At 39.2% G+C, this 24,839-nt stretch carries 32 protein-coding genes; 17 read left to right on the top strand and 15 right to left on the bottom strand.

Translation table 11 applies throughout. The features are described 5' to 3' along the window. The first annotated feature begins 47 nt into the window (after window positions 1-47). The gene (locus AC2JBO_RS10285) at window positions 48-1,046 is read left to right on the top strand and encodes a phosphotransferase family protein (RefSeq protein ID WP_496953549.1); all 999 of its coding nucleotides are present in this window, start codon (window positions 48-50) and stop codon (window positions 1,044-1,046) included. A 66-nt stretch (window positions 1,047-1,112) separates the two neighbouring features. Here AC2JBO_RS10285 and AC2JBO_RS10280 read toward each other — a convergent pair whose 3' ends face one another. Further along, window positions 1,113-1,940, bottom strand: a complete 828-nt coding sequence (locus AC2JBO_RS10280) for a carbohydrate ABC transporter permease (RefSeq protein ID WP_496953548.1) — start codon at window positions 1,938-1,940, stop codon at window positions 1,113-1,115. 195 nt (window positions 1,941-2,135) lie between these two features. On the opposite strand from AC2JBO_RS10280, the gene AC2JBO_RS10275 reads away from it, so the two are divergent. The 5 genes from AC2JBO_RS10275 (at window position 2,136) to folE (ending at window position 7,086) form a co-directional block, all read left to right on the top strand. Continuing rightward, window positions 2,136-2,828: an aldehyde oxygenase (deformylating) gene (locus AC2JBO_RS10275; RefSeq protein ID WP_496953547.1), complete on the top strand. Its 693-nt coding sequence runs from the start codon at window positions 2,136-2,138 to the stop codon at window positions 2,826-2,828. A 116-nt stretch (window positions 2,829-2,944) separates the two neighbouring features. After that, complete coding sequence (locus AC2JBO_RS10270; RefSeq protein WP_496953546.1) at window positions 2,945-3,979, top strand: long-chain acyl-[acyl-carrier-protein] reductase; 1,035 nt, start codon at window positions 2,945-2,947, stop codon at window positions 3,977-3,979. A 68-nt stretch (window positions 3,980-4,047) separates the two neighbouring features. Then, window positions 4,048-5,028 (top strand): acetyl-CoA carboxylase carboxyltransferase subunit alpha, encoded by a 981-nt coding sequence (locus tag AC2JBO_RS10265; RefSeq protein WP_496953545.1) that lies wholly within the window; start codon window positions 4,048-4,050, stop codon window positions 5,026-5,028. A 430-nt stretch (window positions 5,029-5,458) separates the two neighbouring features. Further along, window positions 5,459-6,184 carry an SDR family oxidoreductase gene (locus AC2JBO_RS10260; protein WP_496953567.1) on the top strand — a complete coding sequence of 242 codons (726 nt, stop codon included), beginning with the start codon at window positions 5,459-5,461 and terminating at the stop codon, window positions 6,182-6,184. Window positions 6,185-6,387: 203 nt separating this feature from the next. After that, a complete protein-coding gene (gene folE / locus AC2JBO_RS10255; protein WP_496953544.1) occupies window positions 6,388-7,086 on the top strand; it encodes a GTP cyclohydrolase I FolE in 699 nt (232 codons plus the stop codon). A 191-nt stretch (window positions 7,087-7,277) separates the two neighbouring features. Here the strand turns inward: folE and AC2JBO_RS10250 are convergent, their stop codons facing one another. Next, window positions 7,278-7,919 (bottom strand): phosphoribosylanthranilate isomerase, encoded by a 642-nt coding sequence (locus AC2JBO_RS10250; RefSeq protein ID WP_496953543.1) that lies wholly within the window; start codon window positions 7,917-7,919, stop codon window positions 7,278-7,280. Between the two features lie 131 nt (window positions 7,920-8,050). On the opposite strand from AC2JBO_RS10250, the gene psaK (AC2JBO_RS10245) reads away from it, so the two are divergent. From psaK (AC2JBO_RS10245) to AC2JBO_RS10230, 4 genes are all read left to right on the top strand, one after another. After that, entirely contained in the window at window positions 8,051-8,302 is a 252-nt protein-coding gene (psaK, locus tag AC2JBO_RS10245) for a photosystem I reaction center subunit PsaK (RefSeq protein WP_496953542.1), read from the top strand. 167 nt (window positions 8,303-8,469) lie between these two features. After that, window positions 8,470-8,766, top strand: coding sequence for a photosystem I reaction center subunit PsaK (psaK, locus tag AC2JBO_RS10240; protein WP_496953566.1), 297 nt, complete (start codon window positions 8,470-8,472; stop codon window positions 8,764-8,766). A gap of 124 nt (window positions 8,767-8,890) precedes the next feature. Beyond that, window positions 8,891-10,087, top strand: a complete 1,197-nt coding sequence (locus tag AC2JBO_RS10235) for a site-2 protease family protein (protein ID WP_496953541.1) — start codon at window positions 8,891-8,893, stop codon at window positions 10,085-10,087. 118 nt (window positions 10,088-10,205) lie between these two features. Next, window positions 10,206-10,796, top strand: a complete 591-nt coding sequence (locus AC2JBO_RS10230; RefSeq protein ID WP_496953540.1) for an HD domain-containing protein — start codon at window positions 10,206-10,208, stop codon at window positions 10,794-10,796. Here AC2JBO_RS10230 and AC2JBO_RS10225 read toward each other — a convergent pair. The 3 genes from AC2JBO_RS10225 to AC2JBO_RS10215 form a co-directional block, all read right to left on the bottom strand. Then, complete coding sequence (locus AC2JBO_RS10225) at window positions 10,785-11,417, bottom strand: lipoyl protein ligase domain-containing protein (RefSeq protein WP_496953539.1); 633 nt, start codon at window positions 11,415-11,417, stop codon at window positions 10,785-10,787. The genes AC2JBO_RS10230 and AC2JBO_RS10225 overlap by 12 nt on opposite strands. Window positions 11,418-11,559: 142 nt before the next feature. Next, the gene (locus tag AC2JBO_RS10220) at window positions 11,560-12,039 is read right to left on the bottom strand and encodes a YbjN domain-containing protein (protein WP_496953538.1); all 480 of its coding nucleotides are present in this window, start codon (window positions 12,037-12,039) and stop codon (window positions 11,560-11,562) included. 207 nt (window positions 12,040-12,246) lie between these two features. Then, a complete protein-coding gene (locus AC2JBO_RS10215) occupies window positions 12,247-12,468 on the bottom strand; it encodes a hypothetical protein (RefSeq protein WP_496953537.1) in 222 nt (73 codons plus the stop codon). Between the two features lie 90 nt (window positions 12,469-12,558). Between AC2JBO_RS10215 and AC2JBO_RS10210 the strand changes: the two genes are divergently transcribed. After that, window positions 12,559-13,641, top strand: a complete 1,083-nt coding sequence (locus AC2JBO_RS10210; RefSeq protein WP_496953536.1) for an aromatic ring-hydroxylating dioxygenase subunit alpha — start codon at window positions 12,559-12,561, stop codon at window positions 13,639-13,641. Window positions 13,642-13,695: 54 nt separating this feature from the next. Here AC2JBO_RS10210 and egtD read toward each other — a convergent pair whose 3' ends face one another. The 3 genes from egtD to egtC all read right to left on the bottom strand — a co-directional run bounded on the left by egtD (window position 13,696) and on the right by egtC (window position 16,900). Then, window positions 13,696-14,724, bottom strand: a complete 1,029-nt coding sequence (egtD, locus tag AC2JBO_RS10205; RefSeq protein ID WP_496953535.1) for an L-histidine N(alpha)-methyltransferase — start codon at window positions 14,722-14,724, stop codon at window positions 13,696-13,698. A 123-nt stretch (window positions 14,725-14,847) separates the two neighbouring features. Continuing rightward, window positions 14,848-16,083 (bottom strand): ergothioneine biosynthesis protein EgtB, encoded by a 1,236-nt coding sequence (gene egtB, locus AC2JBO_RS10200; protein WP_496953534.1) that lies wholly within the window; start codon window positions 16,081-16,083, stop codon window positions 14,848-14,850. Next, window positions 16,058-16,900: an ergothioneine biosynthesis protein EgtC gene (gene egtC / locus AC2JBO_RS10195; RefSeq protein WP_496953533.1), complete on the bottom strand. Its 843-nt coding sequence runs from the start codon at window positions 16,898-16,900 to the stop codon at window positions 16,058-16,060. The genes egtB and egtC overlap by 26 nt, the downstream gene beginning before the upstream one ends. A gap of 237 nt (window positions 16,901-17,137) precedes the next feature. Between egtC and AC2JBO_RS10190 the strand changes: the two genes are divergently transcribed. Further along, on the top strand, window positions 17,138-17,374 hold the full coding sequence (locus AC2JBO_RS10190; protein WP_496953532.1) for a hypothetical protein: 237 nt from the start codon (window positions 17,138-17,140) through the stop codon (window positions 17,372-17,374). Here AC2JBO_RS10190 and AC2JBO_RS10185 read toward each other — a convergent pair. The 3 genes from AC2JBO_RS10185 to AC2JBO_RS10175 all read right to left on the bottom strand — a co-directional run bounded on the left by AC2JBO_RS10185 (window position 17,332) and on the right by AC2JBO_RS10175 (window position 18,448). Next, window positions 17,332-17,550, bottom strand: a complete 219-nt coding sequence (locus tag AC2JBO_RS10185) for a hypothetical protein (protein WP_496953531.1) — start codon at window positions 17,548-17,550, stop codon at window positions 17,332-17,334. The two genes, AC2JBO_RS10190 and AC2JBO_RS10185, sit on opposite strands and share 43 nt — an antisense overlap. A gap of 269 nt (window positions 17,551-17,819) precedes the next feature. Beyond that, window positions 17,820-18,215, bottom strand: a complete 396-nt coding sequence (locus AC2JBO_RS10180; RefSeq protein WP_496953530.1) for a DUF5615 family PIN-like protein — start codon at window positions 18,213-18,215, stop codon at window positions 17,820-17,822. Then, on the bottom strand, window positions 18,212-18,448 hold the full coding sequence (locus tag AC2JBO_RS10175) for a DUF433 domain-containing protein (protein WP_496953529.1): 237 nt from the start codon (window positions 18,446-18,448) through the stop codon (window positions 18,212-18,214). Before AC2JBO_RS10175 ends, AC2JBO_RS10180 begins: the two co-directional genes overlap by 4 nt. Before the next feature lie 106 nt (window positions 18,449-18,554). On the opposite strand from AC2JBO_RS10175, the gene AC2JBO_RS10170 reads away from it, so the two are divergent. Next, a complete protein-coding gene (locus tag AC2JBO_RS10170) occupies window positions 18,555-18,827 on the top strand; it encodes a type II toxin -antitoxin system TacA 1-like antitoxin (RefSeq protein WP_496953528.1) in 273 nt (90 codons plus the stop codon). 119 nt (window positions 18,828-18,946) lie between these two features. Here the strand turns inward: AC2JBO_RS10170 and AC2JBO_RS10165 are convergent, their stop codons facing one another. Then, entirely contained in the window at window positions 18,947-19,834 is an 888-nt protein-coding gene (locus tag AC2JBO_RS10165; protein WP_496953527.1) for a DNA cytosine methyltransferase, read from the bottom strand. A 138-nt stretch (window positions 19,835-19,972) separates the two neighbouring features. Here AC2JBO_RS10165 and AC2JBO_RS10160 point away from each other — a divergent pair, with 138 nt between their 5' ends. The 4 genes from AC2JBO_RS10160 to AC2JBO_RS10145 all read left to right on the top strand — a co-directional run bounded on the left by AC2JBO_RS10160 (window position 19,973) and on the right by AC2JBO_RS10145 (window position 23,242). Further along, the gene (locus AC2JBO_RS10160; RefSeq protein ID WP_496953526.1) at window positions 19,973-20,206 is read left to right on the top strand and encodes a helix-turn-helix domain-containing protein; all 234 of its coding nucleotides are present in this window, start codon (window positions 19,973-19,975) and stop codon (window positions 20,204-20,206) included. Further along, on the top strand, window positions 20,206-21,003 hold the full coding sequence (locus AC2JBO_RS10155; RefSeq protein ID WP_496953525.1) for an HNH endonuclease: 798 nt from the start codon (window positions 20,206-20,208) through the stop codon (window positions 21,001-21,003). Before AC2JBO_RS10160 ends, AC2JBO_RS10155 begins: the two co-directional genes overlap by 1 nt. 314 nt (window positions 21,004-21,317) lie before the next feature. After that, a complete protein-coding gene (locus tag AC2JBO_RS10150; protein ID WP_496953524.1) occupies window positions 21,318-22,541 on the top strand; it encodes an AIPR family protein in 1,224 nt (407 codons plus the stop codon). 239 nt (window positions 22,542-22,780) lie between these two features. After that, the gene (locus AC2JBO_RS10145) at window positions 22,781-23,242 is read left to right on the top strand and encodes a hypothetical protein (protein ID WP_496953523.1); all 462 of its coding nucleotides are present in this window, start codon (window positions 22,781-22,783) and stop codon (window positions 23,240-23,242) included. A gap of 67 nt (window positions 23,243-23,309) precedes the next feature. Here AC2JBO_RS10145 and AC2JBO_RS10140 read toward each other — a convergent pair whose 3' ends face one another. From AC2JBO_RS10140 to AC2JBO_RS10130, 3 genes are all read right to left on the bottom strand, one after another. Next, window positions 23,310-23,885, bottom strand: a complete 576-nt coding sequence (locus tag AC2JBO_RS10140; RefSeq protein WP_496953522.1) for a Uma2 family endonuclease — start codon at window positions 23,883-23,885, stop codon at window positions 23,310-23,312. Window positions 23,886-23,996: 111 nt separating this feature from the next. After that, entirely contained in the window at window positions 23,997-24,572 is a 576-nt protein-coding gene (locus tag AC2JBO_RS10135) for a Uma2 family endonuclease (RefSeq protein ID WP_496953521.1), read from the bottom strand. Window positions 24,573-24,580: 8 nt separating this feature from the next. Then, on the bottom strand, window positions 24,581-24,766 hold the full coding sequence (locus tag AC2JBO_RS10130; protein ID WP_496953520.1) for a hypothetical protein: 186 nt from the start codon (window positions 24,764-24,766) through the stop codon (window positions 24,581-24,583). Between the last annotated feature and the right edge of the window lie 73 nt (window positions 24,767-24,839).

Genomic DNA, 24,839 nt, shown 5'->3' with positions numbered 1-24,839 from the left:
AAATAAATTTATTACCACAGAGACACTGTGTACGCAGAGTGAGGAGTATGGAGGTAAGAGTTTTAATGAGAGAAGGTTGGGAAAGAAGTACACCTTGGTTTAATCTAAATGTTGATTCTTTAAGTGAATTTATACAGCCTGTTTTTAAAGGTTTTCGTGTGATTTCTGCTCAAGCTACTCAAGGTGGTTTAGCTAATACTAATTACAGATTAGAGTTATCAAACGCTGCACATCCGATTTTACTTAAAATATTTTCTCGTAACTCAGGCACCGCGCGTAAAGAGTTTACGATTATTCAATTGCTAAAAACCTGTGTTGCTGTTCCTGAATATTTATATTTTGCTGATTCTAATTCAGTTACAGGCCATCCATATGCTTTGATGGAATGGATTGATGGATATATGCTTGATTCGGTTGTTCAAGCGAATACAGAAGATATTGGTAAAATTGCTGCTTCTGTAGGTTCTGTACTGGCTAATATACATTCTTTTAAATTTGAACAAGCTGGATTTTTTGATAATGATTTAGAAGTAGTACAGCCTGTTAATATGGTTGGTGAAGGTTTTTTGAGTTTTATCTACAAGAATTTAATTGAAGGTAATGGATGTAAGCATTTGGGTGATGAACTGACGCAGCAATTTTGGCAGTTTTGCAATACATACGCATATTTGCTTGATGATGTTGATTGTAGTTCAAAGGCACCTTGCTTGGTTCATTCTGATTTTGGCGGGACAAATATCTTACTGAGACGAGGTATAGATAGTTGGGTAGTAGGTGGGGTTATTGATTGGGAGTTTGCTTATAGTGGTTTATCTATGGCTGATATTGGGCATATTTTACGGCCTCCTTTAGATAGCTTACCTGGATGGGAAGATTGTTTTATTCAAGGTTATGTTAATAATGGTGGCTCACTACCGAGTCAGTGGCGCCGTGTTAGTAAGTTGTTAGATTTATTAGCTTGGGTGGATTTTTTGAATCGGGATGTTAGTAGTACAGTTATTAGTTCGGCAAAGCAGGTTTTGATTAATACGATGAATTTTTGGTAATTATTAAGTTGGGTTCATGGGCGCCTCCACCCAACCTACTATCCGTTACATCCGTTGTATCCGTTGCTAATTCTTAATTCCTGTTGCGGCAATACCTTGGATGAATTGCCTTTGACCGATTAGAAATAGAATCATGACTGGCACGGTAGCAATTGTGACTGCTGCCATCATTAATGACCAGTTGTTGGTAAATTGCTCTTGAAATTCGGCTAGTGCTAGCTGGACTGTTCTTAATTCGGGTCGAGTTGTAAATACCAATGGTTTGAATAAGTCATTCCATTCACCGATGAAGGTAAATAAGAATAAAGTTACTAATGCAGGACGCGCGAGGGGTAGCATTACTTGCCATAAGATTTGTAGTCGGTTGGCGCCATCTAGTGCAGCAGCTTCTTCAAGTTCTACTGGAATAGTCAGGAAAAATTGACGCAGTAGAAATATTCCAAACCCGTTTACTGCTGTTGGCAATATTAAGGCACCGTAGGTATTGATTAAATTTCCTGATTTTAATACCAAGAATATTGGTATGACTAGTAATTGAAATGGTATGACTAATGTGGCAAGGACTATTAAAAGCAGCGCTTGCTTACCACGAAATTTTAATCTCGCTAGAGCATAACCAGCTAAAGCGGAGGTAATAATTTGGAACGCGGTAACGGATAGAGCTACTAGTGTCGAATTCCAAAACGCTAAAAGAAACTTACCTCGCTGCCATGCGTCACTGTAGGATACAAGTGACCAACTTTGCCCTGATGCGTTTCCCGGACTTGACCCACCTGGAGCAAAAGAGGTTATAAAAACAACAATTAACGGTAGCAAGACGATAAGTGCTAGAAGTAGGAGTACTCCAAAGCCAAATATATCGTGGTATTTAGGGTTCAGGCTTGGTTTTGGCATTATTCTATTATCTCCAAGCATTTATTCTAATGTCACTCGCAAGCAATAGTTCCCTACAGAAGTTAATCTATAACATAGTGACTTGTTAAGTTAAATTAAATCACAGTGAGCATAAAAGCTATCAGCTCCGCGCTACTAACTACTATTAGCCGGAGAGTTGTATCAAATAATTCACCTCATAGGAGTGAACATAGTATGTCACAGGCGGCAACATTAGAACTAAATTTCAGCAGTGAAGTCTACAAGGACGCTTACAGTCGCATTAATGCGATTGTAATCGAAGGCGAACAAGAAGCACACGAAAACTATATCAAATTAGCCGAGATGCTTCCCGACAGTCATGATGACTTGGTTCGCTTATCGAAGATGGAAAGTCGTCATAAGAAGGGGTTTGAAGCTTGTGGCAAAAATCTCCAAGTTACACCCGATATGGAATTCGCAAAGCTGTTTTTTGCTGATTTACACCGCAATTTCCAAGAAGCAGCAGCCGAAGGAAAGGTTGTTACTTGCTTGTTGATTCAATCATTAATTATTGAATGTTTTGCAATTTCAGCTTACCACATATACATCCCTGTTGCCGACGACTTTGCCCGTAAAATTACTGAAGGTGTTGTTAAAGACGAATACTTGCACTTAAATTTTGGTGAAGTTTGGCTCAAAGAAAACTTTGAAGCATCCAAAGCCGAACTTGAGGAAGCAAATCGTCAAAACCTACCTTTAGTATGGAAAATGCTCAACCAAGTTGCATTGGATGCCGAAAATATGGCAATGGAAAAAGATGCTTTGGTTGAAGATTTTATGATTCAATACGGCGAAGCTCTTGGCAACATCGGTTTCAACACCCGCGAGATCATGCGCTTGTCCGCTTACGGTCTCCGCGCAGTCTAAAATAGTGCTGAGTAAAAAGTGCTGAGTGCTGAGTAAAACAAAACTCTATACTCAGCACTCAGCACTCAGCACTCATAACTTATTACTTTATTTACCCACGCCCAGTATCACAGTACATGTTTGGTCTAATCGGACATTTGACTTCTTTAGAACACGCTCAATCTGTAGCCCTCGAATTAGGCTATCCTGAATACGCCGACCAAGGTTTAGATTTTTGGTGTAGCGCACCACCTCAAATAGTAGATAACATCTCTGTTACTAGTGTTACCGGACAAAAAATTGAGGGAAGATACGTTGAGTCTTGTTTTTTGCCGGAAATGCTTGCTACTCGTAGGATTAAAGCTGCAACCCGCAAAATTTTGAATGCAATGGCTCATGCTCAGAAGCACGGCATCGATATTACTGCTTTAGGTGGGTTTTCTTCAATTATTTTTGAAAACTTTAATTTAGAGCAGCTCCGTCAAGTCCGAAATACGACGCTTGAGTTTACACGGTTCACTACTGGTAACACTCACACTGCTTATATTATTTGTCAGCAGGTTGAACAAGCCTCTAAACAAGTTGGTATTAATTTATCTGAAGCTACGGTTGCTGTTTGCGGCGCCACTGGTGACATCGGTAGTGCTGTTTGTCGCTGGCTTGAGGCAAAAACCGATGTGAAGGAACTTTTACTCATCGCACGTAACCAAGAGCGTTTAGAGCAGTTGCAAGGCGAATTAGGACGCGGAAAAATTATGGCTCTAGAGCAAGCGTTACCTGAAGCTGATATTATAGTTTGGGTCGCTTCGATGCCTAAAGGAGTAGAAATTGACCCAAAAGCTCTTAAGCAACCTTGCTTACTGATTGATGGCGGCTACCCGAAAAATTTGGCAACAAAAGTTCAGCAGTCTGGAGTACATGTCCTAAATGGTGGAATCGTCGAACATTCCTTGGATATTGACTGGAAAATCATGAAAATTGTCAACATGGATATTCCTGGGCGCCAGTTATTTGCTTGTTTTGCTGAGTCGATGCTTCTAGAGTTCGAGAAGTTGCATACTAACTTTTCTTGGGGACGCAATCAGATTACTGTAGAAAAAATGAGCCGTATTGGTCAACTTTCGCTAAAACACGGATTTAAACCGCTTTTAGTGTCTACTTCTAACTCCTAACTCCACTTTTGGTATGGTGGGCACTGCCCACCCTACAGCTACTAACTCCTAACTTTTGATTTTTAAAGATGGCAACTACTGAGCGTAAACCACTACTGCTGGATTTTGAGAAGCCGTTGGCGGAATTGGCAACTAGAATAGACCAAATTCGGCAACTTGCTGAAGAAAATGGCGTGGATGTTTCTGGTCAAATTCGGCAGCTAGAAACGCGCGCTACGCAACTGCGAGAGGAGATTTTCACTAGTCTATCTCCATCACAGCGGTTACAGGTTGCAAGACATCCGCGTCGTCCTAGTACTTTAGATTACATTCAAGCTATCAGTGATGAATGGATGGAGTTGCATGGTGATAGAGGTGGTTTTGATGACCCCGCTATGGTAGGTGGTGTTGGCAGGTTAGATGGGCGCCCAGTAGTTATGTTGGGGCAGCAAAAAGGTCGAGATACCAAGGATAATATTGCTCGAAACTTTGGTATGGCTTTTCCAGGTGGCTATCGCAAAGCTTTACGTTTGATGCAGCACGCTGATAAATTTGGGATGCCAATTCTGACTTTTATTGATACACCCGCAGCTTGGGCAGGTGTTGAAGCTGAACACCAAGGTCAAGGTGAAGCCATCGCTTATAACTTGCGTGAGATGTTCAGCTTTAATGTACCGATTATCTGTACTGTTATTGGTGAAGGTGGTTCTGGTGGTGCCCTAGGTATTGGTGTCGGTGATCGACTTTTGATGTTTGAACATTCGGTTTACTCTGTGGCACCTCCAGAAGCTTGTGCAGCAATTTTGTGGAAAGATGCTTCTAAGTCCCCTCAAGCTGCTACTGCCCTCAAGATGATTTCCCATGATTTGAAGAATTTAGGTATCATCGACCAAATTTTACCTGAACCTACTGGTGGTGCCCATTCCGATCCACTCAAAGCCGCAACCACTCTAAAAAGCGCTTTACTTGATAACTTAGATCAACTCTCCATCATGACACCCGCACAACGGCGCCAATTACGCTACGAAAAATTCCGCAAAATCGGCGTTTTTACTGAAGTTGGTCAATAATATACTTGAATAAACATTTTTTGTTATAATCGCCTATGGTAAGTTAACTTTCTTTAAGAAGTTAATTTAACCATAGGTAGTCTAGTATTTTTGTTCGATTGATTGGCTTTATATACTTGATTATTTTTCTAAACTTAGTAAGGGAAAGATACTCAAGGATTAATAAAAGTCAAAATCAAGCTCTAACTACAGACGTAGATTTAGGTATACAGATTACCTACGGTATAGGAGAATATATTAAAAATGAAGAATAGCATCTGTTTGGAAGCGATTCGACGAATTTTTATAATTTTTTAATCTATGTAACCCTAGCGATACACACATTAGACCTCTTAAAAGAAAGTCCTGGGTATCAACACAGGGAACGAGCTTTTAACAAGAAGTTTATTCGATGGCGATGCGTTTGGGTAGCCAAACAAGTGGAGACAACATGATTGTTGAGCAAAAACGACGCGCCCTTATAACTGGAGCAAGCAGTGGGATTGGTAAGGCAACAGCTTTAGCTTTTGCAAAAGCAGGTATAGATGTTGCTCTACTGAGCCGTTCTCAAAGCAAATTAATGCCAGTAGTCGAAGCAGTGAAACACGCAGGAGTAGAAGCAAAAGCATACGTAGTGGACTTGAGCTTATTAGGCGAAGTTCAAGAAAAAATGCAACATATTGCCCAAGATTTTGGTAATATTGACATTCTTGTAAATAATGCCGGAATGGGATACACAGCTGATTTAAGCGAAACATCTTTATCTGACTGGCAACGGGTAATTGATTTGAATTTAACCAGCGTGTTTGAATGCACTAAGGGAATTTTACCGATAATGCGTGTTCGCGGTGCGGGTACGATTATTAACGTTGTTTCAATCGCTGGTAAACGAGCTTTTCCAAATTGGGGCGCCTACTGCGTTAGTAAAGCTGGCTTGTTAGCGTTGTCGCAAACATTAGCACAAGAAGAGCGTTCCCACGGTATCCGTGTGACTGCGATTTGTCCAGGTTCAGTTAATACAGAACTTTGGGACACCGAAACAGTTCACGCAAACTTTGATCGTTCCAACATGCTTACCCCAGAAATTGTTGCTCAATCAATTCTTTACACTGCACAGCTACCTCTTGCCGCAGTCGTCGATGAATTAACTCTTATGCCAAGCGCTGGAGTTCTTTAAGTAGTGCTGAGTAGAAAGTGCTGAGTTCTGAGTAGAAATTGCTGAGTGCTGAGTAGAAAGTGCTGAGTGCTGAGTTTTTAATCCTAATTCCTAACTCCTAACTCCTAACTCTACTCAGCACTCAGCACTCATCACTCAGCACTCAGCACTCAGCACTCAGCACTCATCACTATTCCGCAGAAACATCACATTACACTTACATCATGACTATAGCTCGTTCCAACGGCTCTCAATCTCCGCTAATTCCTGATTTGACAGATATCATCACTACTAGACCTGACCGTAATACACACAATGGTAAAGTTCCTGATGTGCATCCACCAACTGATGAGCAGATGGAGCAAATGCAGGATGCAGTAAAGAATATTCTTGTAGGTGTTGGCGAAGACCCAGAACGTGAAGGACTGCTTAAAACTCCAAAACGTGTAGCTGAAGCAATGCGCTTCTTAACAAGTGGTTATAGCCAGTCACTTGAAGACCTAGTTAACAATGCCATTTTCGACGAAGGACACAACGAAATGGTGTTGGTTCGTGATATTGACTTCTTCAGTTTGTGTGAACACCACATGTTGCCGTTTATGGGTAGAGCGCATGTTGCTTATATCCCTAACCAAAAAGTCGTCGGACTTAGTAAACTTGCTCGCATTGTTGAAATGTACTCGCGTCGTTTGCAGGTGCAAGAACGTCTTACCCGTCAAATTGCTGAAGCTGTTCAAACAATTTTAGAACCCCAAGGTGTTGCTGTGGTTATGGAAGGCGCCCATATGTGCATGGCTATGCGGGGAGTTCAAAAACCCGGTTCATGGACTGTTACAAGTGCGATGCTTGGCGTATTCCAAGACGAACAAAAGACGCGCGAAGAGTTCTTCAACTTAATCCGTCACCAAGCTTCATTCTTTTAATAGTTGAAAGTGCTGAGTGCTGAGTGCTGAGTAAGAAGTTAGGAGTAAGAAGTAAGAAGTAAGAAGTAAGAAGTTAACATAATTATTTTCTACTCAGCACTCAACACTCAGCACTCAGCACTCAGCACTCAACACTCAGCACTCAGCACTCAACACTCAGCACTCAACACTCAACACTCAGCACTCAGCACTCAGCACTCAACACTCAGCACTCCTAACTTTTCAAACAATTTTGTGACTTTATCTAAATCTTTATCTGCCGGCGCCTTTTCAACACCGCTTGATAAGTCAATCCCATCTGGTTTGACTTGACTCAATGCTGAGGTAATATTGTCTGGTGTTAATCCTCCTGCTAAAAACCAAGGACAACCTGGGTTGAATTCTTCAAGGATTTCCCAATCTAAGGTTTGACCAGTTCCACCTAGCTGTTGAGGATGATAAGCGTCTAATAACAAGGTATCAACATAATCTATAAAAGTTGCGGCATTATTTAAATCTTCCAGATTACGTATTCTTAAGGCTTTAATTATTTCAATATCTGGTAGGGTATTCCGTACTTGTTGACAAAAATTTGGAGATTCATTACCGTGTAATTGAATTCCTGTCAATGAAGAATTATTAGATATATTAGCAATTTCTTTTGGATTTACATTGGCAAAAACTCCGATTTTATCTATATGGGGGGGTAATTTTGCTACAACTGATTGGATTTGCTCAACGGTAACGTAACGTGGAGAAGATTGGACGCAAATAAATCCTAATGCGGTGGCGCCACTCTTTGCAATTGCTTGACCTTGTTGTGGGTCACGAATTCCACAAATTTTAACTCGCATGGTAAATTTTGGTAATTGTAATTGACTTTACAGCAATTCTAAAAAAATAACGAATATTAGCTTTATTGACCATAAAATTTTATAATCATTTTTGACTTAAATTAAGTTTTCATTAGGAGAAAACCGCGCTTATGCCTTCAGCTTTATTGGCAGTTGCAGCTAATATTCCCGCGACACCTGCTTGGAACCCAACTATAGGATTGATTATCAGTCTATGCTCGTTTGTTGCGCTTCTGCTAACCTTAAAGATTGAAAGACCAAACGTTGGACCCAAAATGCCGTTAGTACCTGTTAGCATTCCTACATTTGTAGCTGCTATGTGCTTTGGTCACATTATCGGTATTGGTATTGTTCTGGGACTGACTAACATTGGCGCAATATAGTATAATTGCACTACTATAGTAATGCACATGTTTTGGCATTTGTAATTAGAACTAGAGGGGGAGGTAGTTTCCCCCCCCTTAGATGGACGATTCAAGTCTTTATCCGAAGGAGCATAAAAAACGAGGTTATGTTCGTGTAGGAGAAAAAACCTGTGATTTCCACATTCATGTCTACTTTGACATTTAATTTAATATCGCTTTTGGCAGTTGTCCAACCAACGGTTCCTAATAGTGCTGTTGAATGGAACTGGACTGGTACTATCATTATTGTTGGCGCCAGCTTATTAGCTCTTTTAATTATTCCAAGAACAATCGAGGAACCTCATGTCGGTAATAAAATACCATTACCTTTGCCTTCGGTGTTCAACAACCCTAGCCTCGGTACATTCCTCGCTGCGATGGCAACAGGTCATATAGTTGGCATCGGTGCCGTTTTAGGTTTAACAAACCTTGGTGTCCTCTAAACCCGGCAGTTAATTTTAAATTAAATTAAAATATTAGATGTAGAGACGTTATATGTAACGTCTCTATTGCTGCATTCATTTTTATTTGGTTTATAAAAATATATATTTATTTTTAGGGAAAAATATGCTGTCTAATTGGAAAATTGGTTCTTTGTTCGGAATACCCTTGTATTTAGACCCGTTGTGGTTTGTAATTTTTGGGTTGGCAACGCTGAACTTTGGCTTTGCGTACCAACAATGGGGTGTAAGTTTGGCTTGGGGCACCGCAGTGGTAATGTCATTACTGTTGTTCACCTCAGTTTTGCTACACGAGTTAGGACATAGTTTGGCTGCTAAGTCACAGGGTATTCAAGTTAACTCAATTACGTTATTTTTATTCGGTGGAATTGCGGCAATTGAAGAAGAGTCAAAAACTCCAGGTAAAGCTTTTCAGGTTGCAATTGCCGGACCATTGGTAAGCATTGGTTTATTTCTTTTACTGTGGTTACTCTCTAATACCTTTCCTGATACTACACTTACACACGTCATTCTAAGTGACTTAGGACGGATAAATCTTGTTCTAGCACTATTTAATTTGATTCCTGGTTTACCGTTAGATGGTGGACAAGTGTTAAAAGCAGCACTATGGAAGGCAACGGGTGATAGATTTAAAGCAGTACGCGGCGCCGCTTTATCTGGTAAGATTTTGGGATATACTGCGATTGCGGCTGGTTTAGCTATTGATTATTTTACAAGTGATTTAGGAACAGGGTTATGGATTGCATTATTAGGTTGGTTTGGTATTCGTAACGCGACAAGCTACGACCGCATCACAGTTTTACAAGAAACATTACTAAAAACGAAAGCAACTGAAGCGATGACGCGCGACTTTCGGGTTGTCGATGCGAACCAAACACTGCGCGCGTTTGCTGACTTATATTTATTAGACTTAAATTCACAAGTTTATTTTGCTGAGTCAGATGGACGCTACCGAGGTATGGTAACTATTGACGACTTACGTCAAATTGAGCGTAGCGAGTGGGAAACGCGAACTTTGGAAGCTATAGTTAAAACGCTTTCAGAAATTCCTACTGTTGAAGAAACTGCGACACTAGTAGAAGTAATAAACAAACTCGAAAACGAAAAATTAATTCGCGTCACTGTACTTTCACCAGCAGGCGCCGTTGCTGGTTTAATAGACAGAGGAGATATTATCCAAGCATTAGCAAAAAAACTGAAATTACGAATCACCGAAGCTGAAATCAAACAAGTCAAACAAAATGCAACTTACCCACCAGGACTACAATTAGGAGTAATCGCCAAATCTGTAACGAAGGAATAAACCACGTCATTGTAGAGACGCGATTAATCGCGTCTCTACGTATAAAATTACAAAAACAGCCACAAAGGGCACCAAGTAAGAGATAATAACCAATGGCGTTTTAATTCTACCTGAAAAAGTGCAAAATCATCGTCTTACCCAACAATTACAGTTCATTCTAGAAATCGATAAACTCAAACACATTCTGCGTCAAACACTACTCACCGACGGTTCACGTCGAGAAAACTCTGCTGAACATTCATGGCACATCGCTATTATGGCAATGGTTCTAGCTGAATATGCACCTTCAGGAACTGATTTATCACGCGCGATGAAAATGTTACTTATCCATGACATAGTAGAGATTGACGCAGGGGATACATTCTGCTATGACGTACAAGGATACTTGAATAAAGCCGAACGTGAAATTCAAGCTGCAAACCGAATTTTCGGACTATTACCACAAGACTTGGAACGAGAGTTAAGAGAAATCTGGGAAGAATTCGAGTTGCAAAACACACCTACAGCTAAATTTGCTGCTGCTTTAGATAGAATACAGCCTTTTCTACATAACGGACAAACCAAAGGTGGAACTTGGCGCCTACATAATATTAATCGTACACAAGTGATGAAACGTATGGCGCCAGTTGCGGAAGGCACACCAGAATTATGGGATGCTATACAACAAATGATTAATGATTTTACAGAAGCTGGGTTTTTACAAGTTTAAAGGCTGAATATCAAACTCTGTATCAAAGCAATTACTTGCAGCAGCAACTAAAGTTTTCATAATTGTTTCAGTATCGACATCTACAGACAACCGCGCGTCTGAATTCAATTCTTCACCAAAAACCTGAGAAAATAATTCTGCTGATTGTTGTAACCGTATGGCGCCGTGTTGCAAAATCGCGTTACCCTTCCGTAACTGTGCGCTACCAATTAATTTATATCCATTATTAGTAACTAAGTCCGCACTTGTGGCAGTACCGAAACAACTAGGGTTATGAATATAACCGCGTCCTGCGGTTCCATAATGTAAATCTACACCAAGCTGTTTCCAGCCAGCAATTAAAAATTCACATATTTTTTGATACGCTTGCATCCGAGTGCCATTTATTCCAGATGTTATTACCGCATAAGTTAAATCACCTTGATGTAAAACTGCCCTTCCACCTGTAGGACGTTTAACCAAATCAAGTTTTTGTCCCTTCCATATGATATTTTGCCAATGTTCGGGGTATTTATGCTGGTGATAACCCAAAGAAATAGCAGGTGGCGCCCATGTATAAAATCTTAATACAGGTGGACTGCCTGATAAGTGCTGTTCTAACAACAACTTATCAATAGCCATCTGGGTTATACCCGGTGCTTCAAGTAATGGAATTAAATGCCAGTTCAAATTTAAAGTTAAGAGGTAGGGTGTGTGACGCCATAACAATCGCCAAGTAAAACTAATGAACTAGTAGCGTCACGCACCAGAACAAGGAGCAATATTAAGCTCCAAACTCAGATTGTAAAGCGTCATCGTTGTTATCAGCAATAGTTGCCACAACAGTTATTAATCGTGATACCTCACCAGCAGATAATTCAGCCAAGGTACGTGTTGCTAACACAACTACTTGATTTTCAATAATACCAAAGCGTGATTCAAAGGTGCTCGAGCAGTTCATCTCTAGTAGCTTCCGCATTAACTTCGGTTCATCTTTTGCAGGTAACTTGAGAACCACAGCCCAAACAGTTATTGTATCTTCATCGGTTGTACCTTTTAATTGTACAAACACCTCAACACTACCGTACTTGAACTTCCACAAATATCCACCTTCAGGAGGTTGACTAACCATTGCGCTGTCATCTTGTTCCAGGCTATCGATAACATTCTCAATAACCTCAACATGGTTGATAGATGTACTCTCAGCTATCAAGTTATCAACGCTACCAGTTGCAGCATCTACATTTGTTTGGTAACTTGTCATACTTAAGGCGCCTCACTTTGATCTCACTACACCTACTTTATAGCCTGGTTGTAAACATTAGGTTGAAAACTGCACCACATTGTTACATGGTTAATAGCTCACAGAAAATTGGCGCTTTGATTAAGTTTACTTTAAATATATAATTATTAGTCTTAACCCTCATCTCTGTGTTCTCTGCGTCTCTGTGGTAAAATACAAACCTTGTAATTAATATATATCTTCTCTACGGAAACTCGACTCAGGTTCCCAATTTTTCCACTCCCATGCATTCAATTTGAGTGGTGGTTTGGTAGTACCTACTTCAAGTGGTAGTGGTATTTCGTCAATTAATAAAACAACTCGGTATTTACCTGGGATAATATCTGATGGCAATGTGATCGTTATTTGCTGGTTTTCGGTAACTGTTACAGTTGTCTCAATAGTTCTCACGCAACTTGACTTCTATCTTAAATTCATCCAATTGGTACAATATCAAACAATTACGCTTTCCAAGTAAATTGCTGTATTAATTATTTATATATGTTTTTGCAAGCTGTATCTAGTCGTGATGTTCGTCAACTAGGCATTAATCCTAATCACTGGTACGTTGTCGCGCGCAGTTCTGAGGTAAACACGCAGCCTTTAAGTGTAACTTTATGGAAACAAGCTATTGTTCTTTACCGAGACAGCGAAGGAAAAATCCATGCGTTAGAAGACCGTTGTCCGCATCGCCAAGTTAAATTAAGTCATGGAAAAGTAATAAATAATACAATTGAATGTGCTTATCATGGCTGGCGCCTAAATGAAAACGGTAACTGTGTAGAAGTTCCATACTTAGCAGAAAATCAAAAATTGCCAAGCTGTAAAATTCGTTGTTACCCCGTTCAAGAGCAAGATGGTTTTATCTGGTTATTCCCAGGTGATGTAGAGACGTTACATGTAACGTCTCTACAACAACCACAACCAATGGGTTTACCTGAATGGGTACATTTGAACTATATTACAACTGTTTCTATAATTCGTTGCAAAGCGCATTATTCATATTTAATTGAGAACCTGATGGATATGTATCATGGACATCTACATGAGGACTATCAAGCTTGGGCAGAAGCGGAACTTCAGGATATAAACGAGAATGAGAATCGTGTAGATGCTCATTATACAGCGCAAAGCTACTATAAGATAGATAAAATCTGGTCGATATCACAGTTATTCTTCAAAAAATTACGGTGCCTGCATCCGGAACCTTTAGATGTCAGCTATGTTTATCCGCATTGGACATCGACGTTAGGACAAGATTTTAAAATATATTGTTTGCTGTGTCCAATTAGCGAAACTGAGACTAAAGCATATTTAGTACACTTTACATCGTTGAATGCATTTTGGCGCCTACATAAATTGCCGATATGGTTTCGACGCTTCGTTAAGGATAGGTTGTTTGGCGCCGCACAGAAATTACTTGATGGGTTGGTTGTGCAAGATGTAAAGATGATTGAAGAAGAACAAGTTGCGTATTTACAAAACCCTGAGCGTAAGAATTATGAGTTAAACCGTGCGTTGGTTAGTGTGCAAAGGTTGATGCAAAGTCAAGCTGAAGAAGCTAAGACAAACAACGTAGGATAAGCGTCTCGCCGTCCTTGAGGTTTTCTAGGACAGGCAGGACCGCCTATCCTACGGTTACTGCAACTGACAAAGTAACAAACCAAACCAGTTATTTGGGTCAGTCCAAACTTTTTGTGTAACTAAACCATGTGTACTTAATTGCTGTTTCATGGCTGTAACATCAAACTTACGTGAAATTTCGGTCATGATGGTTTCATCGCGCGCAAATTTCACACTAAAATTAAGTGCCTGTAGCTGCACATTCTGCGACTTTAATGAACGCAAATGCATCTCGATTTGATTTTCAGTTTCGTTGTAAAATGCCCAATGTTCAAACTGTGTTGTATCAAAGTTACCGTTATACAACCAGTTAATATGCTCTAACATGTTCAAGTTAAAAGCAGCGGTTACACCCTGACTGTCATCATATGCAGCTTCTAAAACAGGTTTCGGTTTTTGCAAATCAATACCTAATAAGAAGTACTCACCTGGATGTAATGCCTGAGTAATTTTTGATAAAAACACTTCACACTCTTGCGGATTTAAATTACCCAAAGTACTGCCAATAAAAGCAATCATCCTAGATTTTAACTGTTTTGCTGGAAGTTGCTGTAAAGCTAGTTCATAAGTTCCCGCAAGTGCGCTAATTTCTAGTGTTGGATAATCAAACAATAGTTGTTTTGCACTGTTTTCCAACATTCCAGCACTTACATCTATTGGTAAATACCGCAATGGCAAACCTATATTTTGATAGGCATCGAGTACAATTCGAGTTTTTGTTGAACTACCACTACCTAATTCTACCAGTTCACACTCTCGTGTAATTTCCGCAATCTCACTCGCACATTCTTGTAAAATTGCAGTTTCGGTTCGCGTAACGTAATACTCTGGTAAATCACATATTTGCTCGAATAACTCCGAACCCCTATCATCATAGAAGTAACGCGGAGGTAGTGTTTTTGGTGTTTGCGTTAACCCTTTCACTACATCACTTCCAGCAGTTGTTGTTAGACTAGCAGTTACAGAACGTAAGTGTTGAATTGCTAAACGCTCTTCAATTTGTTGCTGTTTAAGTTGACTGCTGTTAGTATTAGATATTGTCATTGACCCTCCGAATACAACGTTATATTCGCTACTTGTGAATTATTATTTACAAGCATTCTGAATAGTGAAGCACAAAGCAATGTGGCAAAACATCACGCTTGAGCTAGATTAACAGATAAGAAGTTAAACGGAGCTTGCACAGCGAAACCCAGCAAAAATCTGCCGAACATGAGGATAGTACCAATTTCGGAAACTCGCGCGCATTGCCCAAGAGCGTGTTGCCCAACTGGCGCCTTTGAGTACTTTGTGTTTGTGATCAAAGTAAACTTGTGAGTAACCTACATATGGGTAGTGTTGAAATCCTTTATAACCATCAAACCAGGAAGTAGTCCATTCCCACACATTACCTAAAGCGTCATACATCCCATATGCGCTTTGTCCTTTCGGATATGCGTTGACTGGAGTTGTTTGAAAAGAACTTGAAGTCGCATAATTACAAAATTCTTGCGTTGGTTCTTCTTCTCCCCACGGGTATGTACGACTGCGGTTTGCTCTTTCATCCCAACGCGCGGCTTTTTCCCATTCTGCCTCTGTTGGTAGTCGTTTGCCTACAAAGTTCGCATAAGCTTCTGCTTCGTAATAACTCACACCCATTACAGGATGATTATCATAGGCGCCATCATTACACCAATATAAAGGTTGTTTGACTTGCTCTAGTTGTAACCATTTCCAGCCTGCATCCGACCAATACTGAGCATTTTCATAACCTCCAAATTCCATAAATTCACGATATTTTCTCGAAATGGTTGGATACCTGTCTATAAAATAGGTGTCTAAATACACTTTATGTGCTGCACGTTCATTATCTAAGGCATTCGCGGAATTACTCCCCATCTCAAATTCACCCGCAGGAATTTTAATCATGTCGGGGGAAGGAGCAATGGGTAAGGGGTTCGTGGTTCGTGGATGGGGTGAGATTAATTTTTGAACAATGCAAGCTGTTTCACAGTGTTGACTTTCATGTTGAAGCAAAAATCGCAAAAGTCTTTCCTGCGATTCTATATCTATAGTCATTAAATAATCTAGTACTTTCTCACGAACTTTATCCAGGTAATAACGGGTTTCTTCAATGCTAGGTAACTGGACTCGTTGTGATTTTGGTAAACCATCTGCTGCATACAGTTTACGGTATTGTGGAAACATCGGCTGTTGATTGGCGCCGCGTTCCAATAACCATAACGACTCAGTATAAGCAATATGTCCCAGATGCCAACCAACAGGGCTAAAGTCAGGATGTGCTAAACAGCGAAAAGTTTCCTCGTCGAGACTGTCTAACAAAGAAAGCGTTTGCGCGCGACAGTCCTGAAACCCACGTATGAAATAATCTTTTAAACTAAACTTGCTCAATTCTAATATCACAGTCTTCTCCAACACTGATGATGCTCTTTTCTGGACATGCTTGCCAATTACCAGTAAACAATGGTTCCGAAGCAATAATTACTGAGGACGGAAAATTTGGGTCATCTTTAACCCAGTAAAGTGTAGGTGCTGGTTGTTTCGTTGCATAACGTGAAGCAACTAGTCGCTTACCATCGCTAATAACTAAATTAGCTAGTGCATAAGTGTCGTAACTCGGCGCCATTTCTTGAAGTTCAAGCAACGTTGAATGCAAAGCTTGTTCAATAGTTTTATTAGGGTTAGCAGTGAGTTTGTTTAATATCATTGCACAAAAATGCTCTGAGTCAGTGCTTCCAGCAATCCACTGGTAAATTTCATCGCTCAATTGGCTGCGTATAGGTCTATATAAAGTTTTTTTGAACTTATCAATACGACCGTTATGGATAAACGATAAATTCTTGTATTGAAACGGCTGCGAATTACTCATATCAAGCGCTTGACCCGATGTTGCACTACGCACATAAGCTAAGATGTTGTTTGATTCTACGTAGCGGCTAATACTTTGTAGGTTAACATCATTCCAAATAGGTAAAGTGTTTTTGTAAATGAAAGGCTCCGAGTCTTTATCAGTAATGAGTGCTGAGTTCTGAGTTCTGAGTTTGGAGGAGTTCTCAGCACTTTTATTCCTATACCAGGCAATACCGTAGCCATCTGCGTTAACAACACCTGAAAGCATCTCGCGCGGTTGATAGCTTTGGACTATAAGTGAGTGTTCTGGTTCATATAGAAGCGGTTCTAGATTTACAGGGGTTCCAATATAAGCAAGTAAACGGCACATAATTTAATATCGTGAGTTATAGGTTGACATGTTACACATTATTTCTGAGAAGCCCCTGAATACTAGATGAGTATTTCTCTCAGCTTATTTACACAACTTAACATTTTACTGGCGCCAGTCTGGCTTGGAACCCATGGCCAGAAAGAAGTCATCTCAACAAGAATATGATAAACATTGAAACTAGCCCACGCAGGTGGGCTTTGTTCGTATAGCCTACCCTTGTAGGGTACAGGTGTAATGAATAATGCAATTGCGGTAATTTTCCCTTATCGGCACAATGGAACCTGGGTATTCGACGACGAACGGGTGGGACTCGTGCAAGAACCGTTTGTCAGTGGAGTACCCGAAATGATTGACATTTTGGTCAAAGATATTAAGAGCGTTGACGAAGGTTTCAAACTATTATTTTCGGGCAACCCTTTTCCAGGGTATCAAGCTGAGTTACCCAAGCTAATACCAGCCAAACTAGCTTGACCTGCATCTTGCACATACTGTCTATCTATCGCATTTAGCTGGTTACTACGTGCGGATGCACTACCACTAGTTTGAGCATTAACAAAATTATCTCCAGGCAATGCAGTACCAATAAGCAGCGATGTCAGCAACCCAAAAGCAACCAAACCAACGCCCATTAGAATTTTCTTAATCATCTATCAATACCTTGTTATCTATTTTTCCACGTTCCTTAAATAGATAATTTTTACGCTACAGATTCCTCTGTCTTAGGTTCTAGAGTAGGCGCCTGATGGTATGTTACTTTATAGCTATAAAACCAAACGCTAGATAGTGGCACCGTTACTGACCAGTTAACGAAATATAGAGACATTACACGTAGCAAATTGTATGTGATTATTTCAACTAAGTAATTTTCCGAATACGAATAAGTAGTTACGCAAAATTAAATATATATCTTTTTTCCCTATAAGCTCTCCTGAATACTGAATACAGAATTCAGGAGTATATAATTAATTTTGCACAAGCACTTATTTTTCGATGTAATAACAGTGAAAGACCCTATTAGCTCATCACAGTGGTTATTTATTGCATTAGCCACTATCTCTGCTCTATCAGTTGGAGATACACCAAATAATCTAATTAATACAACACCAGCTGCAATACGACCAAGACGAAAGACCAATTCGCCGAAATCTTTATCAAATGTCAATAATATGGCACCTTCACTATTTGCCAGGTTTAGTACATCATCGTCTGAAATTCCCGGCTCCATTTCAACGACATACCAAACGATATGACCATCAAGCCGCAATCGTTCAACGATTTGAGAATCTAAGTTTTCGTCTCCTAAAAACTTCAAGAAGCCTGTTCAATAGTTGGATACACTACATCATATTGTAAAGCCTGAGCCGCAAATGCCAAAGCTGCTTGAATTCCTTCATAGGTAAGTCGTGGATAAGCTTCGAGTATTTGTTCGGTGGTTTCTCCAGCAGCGAGCTTTTCGAGAATTACTTCAACTGTAATACGTGTTCCCGATACTACTGGCTTTCCCATCATCACTTTTGGGTCAGATACGATTTTTTGGTTTTGCATTGGCGCCGCTTACTGATACCTTTTATTTAATTATGCTATTTTGAACAATGGCATGATAACCCTTGTTACAGTATAAGTTACTGATTAGTTAAGGAAACATTCGATTGTGGAATCTACATTTAGCTGGAAACCAGAGCCAATGTTGTTACAAAAATTAATAAATTTTGCTGATTCTACAGGTAAGGCGCCTGAAGCCGTTGTAACTGAAGCATTAAAATTATATCTTGAAAAGCAATCAGAAAAACCTGTTATAGAAAAGATAGTTCTATCTGAACGCGATTGGGATATTTTAATTTCAGCTTTAAAAAATCCTCCCCCATTTTCAGAAGCACTAAAAGCAGCAATAAAAGAGCATCAAGATAAGTATGGAAATTGGTAAATTCAAGAAAATTATAAACTAGTTGACTGAGTTGCTTTGGGGCATTCGATGTCATAACAAATATCCATCAAATTACTAAATTGAGAAGTTATATAAAATAATCTACTATTAAAATACTTTTAATTGTAAATTCTCTCAATCTCTAATACTCGTCTTCCAATCCATTCGCTGATGGCTGGGACAACGGCGTTACCAAGGAGTCTCCCTCGACGACCGTCCAACCGCGAGGAAACCCCATGAGCATTTCCCACTCTGTCCACGTCAAGTTTCTCGCCACAGAGTATTGGTCGGTCTGAATGACCCCCTTGATGTCCTCCAGTTTGGGCACGTAACGTGGGGCAGATACTTTTTGCCAAGGTATAGCCGAAGCCACCGCGACGTTGTACCACAAGCGGATTGTTTCCGACAGCGCTTTGACGAAAATCGGGTCTAGCTTTCTTTTCGCGCGGTTCTCTCGTCGAATTATCCCCATACAGTTCGCTACTGTCAGTAAAGAAGTGATAGGCACGTTCGCTTCTAAAACTTGCGATAAAGAATACTCTGTCTCGGTTGTGGGGTAGCCCCGCATCGACAGCGTTACACGATACCCATCCCCCCAAATACCCGTTCTCTTCCAACGTGTCGATAACTGTCTCAAAAGCTGTTCCTTGCTCTGCTGAGAGTAAACCCGGCACATTTTCCATGACCAACCATTTTGGTTGAACTTCTTTAACCAATTCCATAAACGTGAAGAACAAACCGCTTCGTTCTCCTGTAAGTCCTTTTCGGTCTGTGTTGGCGGTGCTGAGGTCTTGGCATGGCCATCCGGCACACCAAAGTTCAGAGGCAGGGATAGCTGTTGGTACGAGGGTCGTGATGTCGTCATGAAGAGGTAGGTGGCGCCAGTGCCGCTTTAAAATTTGTTGACAAAAGGGGTCTATCTCACATTGAAACACAACATGCATTCCTGCTCTCTCAAATCCAAGGTCAAATCCTCCAATACCAGCAAAGAACGAGGAAACACGCATACAGGATGTTGGTTACACACTTAGATAATAAAGCTAATCATAAATGATTAAATCCTGAAAAGCTACTGTAGACGATTTTCGTCTACAAGAATCTTTGACATGAAATTAACATTTTGCTGTTGCTTCAGAGTGTCAAAAATGGAGAAAAAGCAAAATATAAGTGGTTTAAGAATTCGTCAAGCCAGATTACAACTTGGTCTAGACCAAGTTGAGTTAGCCGCCGCTCTCAATGTTGATTACGGAGTCAAGCTTGAGCAGTCAGATATTTCAGAGATTGAACGCCAAGTGCGTTGTGTCAAAGATTATGAGCTTGATGCTATCTCACGAGTGCTAGATATAGACCCAATTTGGTTGTTACGAGGAGATAGCTAATGACTAATAATCGAAAAGCGCGCGGAAGACAACAATTTTCCTCGCTGGCGCCTGTCAGCGACAAAAATGTTCCAGGCAATGTCAACCGGGACGCATGGTTAGAGGAAGTATGTCAAGCGTTTGTATCTCCAAGTGAGGCGAATAAGTCATATTACAAGGTACTTCTAGAGGAACTTTGGCCTGTTGGTCACGGTATTCCAGGGCCTCTTGTGAAGGAAGAACAATTAAGAGAAGCTATTGAGCGCTATAGAAAAAGTCAGCACTCAAGTAACAAACCCTACAAACCTTATGTAGATGTTTTCCGTCGTCTTCGCGAACTCCAAGGAGAAGAAGGAGTCACAGGTATTGGTAGACAAGGAAAAACATATCAGCTAGTCAGCTTATCTTTGAGCGAAAAAAGAGTTCCAAGAGTCAAACTATCTAATTTAGATTGGCAATCCGTTCTAGAAAAATATAATCATAAATGCGCGGTTTGCGGTCGTTCTGCACCAGCAGTTAGATTACAACATGACCATAAAACTCCTCGATTTAGGGGTGGTGGTAACGAGCTAGATAACTGGCAACCTTTATGTGACGAGTGCAATAACTTTAAGAGTACATCTTGTCGTGGTTGTCAACTTGAGTGTCAACAGTGTAGTTGGGCTTTTCCAGAACGCTTTGCTCCATTACGCCTATCTTCAGATAATATTTATAAGTTAAGGAACTACGCTACTCAAAATAATACAGATCCTCATTTGATACTAAACCAAATTATTGATGAGTTTTTTCAAGATAAATCCGTCAATAATAAACATTAATATTTTTCAGAGCCTAAAAAGTCATCATAAGTTTAGGAGTGATTATATTTTTCCTGCTGAGACTTTAGTTTCTTTCATTACTTGCAATAAATAAGCGTCGTCTAAAGTTAAGTGGATAATGTCAGTTTTACAATCTATATCAAAATCGCCTATTTTTAATGGAGTAATGCCGATATTGCGTATAATTACATCAACCTTTGGGTAGAAATAGCAATTAGATCAAAATTTTATGCTCATGCCTAGCTAGCAGTAAATATACTAATATGTTGTGTATAATAAGTAGGTAAATATTTTTTTGAACTTAAAAAATTATTATGGATAGAATTACTAAAAGTTTGATGGAAGCCTTCCTTAAAGAACATGAAATTGATTCAGAAGGAGAAGCCGCAGATTTTGAAAGATTTTGTAATTATTGTGTGATATCACGGGAATACCCCGAAACATTTAAAGTAGAAGATGTTTGCGTAGGTAGCGAGAATGACACTGGGCTTGACGGTATTGCTATCATTGTAAATGGCAAATTGATAGATTCCATAGAAGAGGTTGATGATTTAATTGATATTAACAAACGCTTAGAAGCAACATTCATATTTATTCAATCTAAGACATCAAACAACTTTGACAGTGGAGAAATGTTGAAGTTTTTTGAAGGAGTTTCAGATTTCTTTACTGAAGAAGAGCCAATGTTGGTGCGTAACGATATGGTCTCATATAAAGCTGAGATTGCTTCACATATATATTCAAAAAGTAATATGATGTTAAGAAGTAGACCGCTTTGTAAACTTTACTATATTACTACAGGTAAATGGTTAGAAGATAAAAATCTAGTTAAACGTATGAATGCTAAAAGTAAAGAAATTGAAGATAAAGGAATTTTTGAAAAAGTTGATATCCAAGCTTTAGGTGCAGATGAGATTAGGAAGCTATATCAAAGTACAAAGTTGGCATTAACGACTGATATAATCTTTGCAAGCAGAGTTGTCCTACCTGAAATTTCGGGAATATCTGAGTCATATATAGGTACACTGCCATTTTCGGAGTTTAAAAAATTAATAATTGATGAATTCGATAATATTAGATTATCTATATTTTATGACAATATTAGAGCTTTTCAGGGAAAAAATGACGTGAATCACGATATTGAGTCTACGTTAAAATCAGGTGGTTTAGATCGATTCTCGGTTTTAAATAACGGGATAACCATTATAGCTAAATCATTAGATACTGTTGGCAATAGATTTAATATTCGTGACTATCAAATAGTTAATGGTTGTCAAACAAGTCATGTTTTATTTAACTGTAGAAAAGTACAAGGTATCGACAATTTACAAATTCCTGTAAAAATAATAGTTACAGATAAGGACGACGTAATTAATAGTATTATTAAAGCTACAAACCACCAAACACCAGTCAAAAAAGAAGAACTAGCTGCTTTATCTGAATTTCAAAAAGAATTAGAACAATGCTATAACTCTTTTGAATCTTCTCACGCTGGAGAAAGTTTGTATTACGAGCGGCGTTCAAAACTAGGGTGTTGACTTTGTGGGAAACGGGCGCCTAAAAGTTCATACAGTTTTTGTGTCTGAAATAAAAGCTCTATAACCCTTATTTTATAAGGTTTTAGCGCTGATACTATAAAACACGTATTATGCATGAGTGAAAATTGCCCAAAAACCATTAGAGTCAACACCCTAGTTCAAAACAGTATCATGATAGAGCAGACGTACCGAAAAATCGCGTTATTACAATTCCGGATCAAATAAAAACTTTCGCAGCTATGTTTCTTGATCAACCCCATAGAGTATCGCGTTCATATGGAGATTTATCTAGAGAAATTGGAAGTAAAATTTTTGGTGTAAATCATAGCCCTATAAGCTACTATACAAGTGCTTTTGCTTACTACCGTCTTGAAAATCTTTTTAATCAAAGAAATAGAAATAAGTTAGACCCTAAATATAAAAAATGTAGATACTACTTGCTTATGGCTTTTAGGCATCTTACAGCAGGAGCTGATATACCAACATTAGATAACCGTCGTAAAATGGAATCATACTGTAATAAGATTATTTCTGTCCTAAACAACCAGCAGGGTTATTTACAGGTTTTTACTAAAGCATGTGAAATTATTGAACAACAATTAAAAGAACAGGGAACGAGTATAGATAATCGCGATGCAATGACAACTGTAAGTTTTGTTGATAACTTTAAGAAGAGATTAGCACAAGAATTTAAGCGTTAAATTTAGGTGGAAAAGAATCACTGCTAAAATCTGTTATTAGTTAGTTTTATAACTAAGATTGAAATATTTACCAAATCGCTGCCAAATTTAAAACAAATCCGGGCAAAACGTCCTCACCTGATAAACTAGTAGGATTATCTAAGACTTCAACTTCTTGCCCAATGCGGTAAATTTCTACTTGCTTTGTCTTACGATTTATCAACCAACCTAAACTGGCACCATTATCTTTATACTCTTTCATCTTTTCTTGAGTTGCTTTCAAACTATCGCTGGGAGAAAGCAACTCAATTACAAAATCAGGGCAAAGAGGTAAAAATCTAGTTTGCTGTTCTGGAGTTAATGCATTCCATCTTTCCAATTTTACCCAGGAAGCATCGGGGGAACGGTCGGCGCCATTACGTAGTTTGAAACCCCCGGAGGAGTCAAATACCATTCCTAATTGGCTTTGCTCATTCCATATCCATAGTTGAGTCGTTAATGAAGCATTACGATTACTGCTTTCTCCTCCGACTGGTGGCATTATAACTAATTCCCCGCTAGCTGTTCTTTCAAACCTTAAGTTTCTATTTGCCTGACATAACTGGAAAAATTGCTCGTCTGTCAGTTCAATAACTGATTGTATATCTATTGTTAGGGCTTCCATAAAATTATTTGGTATTACCAGGTTTGAATAATTTGCGTACACCTTCGTCGTAACCAAGTATTTCTTTGCACCATTAAAGTTGAGTAATTTGGCGCTTGCAAGGTTGTGTTATTACCAGATTGCTACCAAATTCAAAATAAACCCAGGTAGAACATCTTCACCTGATAGACTGGTAGGATTATCTAAAACTTCAACTTCTTGCCCAATACGGTAAATTTCTACTTGCCTGTTCTTACGATTTATCAACCAACCCAAACGCGCGCCATTATCTCTATATTCTTTCATTTTTTCTTGAGTTGCTTTCAAGCTATCACTGGGAGAAAGTAACGCAATGACAAAATCAGGGCAAAGGGGTAAAAATCTAGTTTGCTGTTGTGGAGTTAAAGCATTCCATCGTTCCAATTTTACCCAGGAAGCATCAGGAGAACGGTCGGCGCCGTTAGGTAGTTTAAATCCAGTGGATGAGTCAAATGCAATACCTGTATTATCTGTATCAGACCAATTAAATAATTGTTGAGTTAATCTACCATTTCTATTGCCTGTTTCTCCTCCTGCTGGTGGCATGATAATTAAATCTCCTGTTGCTGTACGTTCAAACCTTAAGTCTCTATTTGCCTGACATAGCTGGAAAAATTGCTCATCTGTCAGTTCAATAACTGATTTTATATCGAGTGTTAGAGCTTCCATAATAATTTTTATTCTCCTAAATCTTTACAAAAAGCTAGGTATTCATCAACTGATTTTTGAAATTCTTCATAAGCCTCATTAATATTCTTGGCTTTAAATGTTACAACATCTTTAATGTCTAACACCCTACCGAAAATAATTCCTGCTTCTAAATCAACTTCGATGCTAGCTGTATATCCCTTATAAGCCATCATAACTCAATTAATTAATACAAATGCATTAATAGCAGTAACTACTTATATGTTATCAAGGCTCAATCCCTACTGC

The sequence above is a fragment of the Calothrix sp. CBUCES-K 9914 genome (assembly GCF_059640475.1).
Note: the sequence above shows the minus strand (reverse complement) of the source record. Positions and strands in the feature narration are given on the sequence as shown.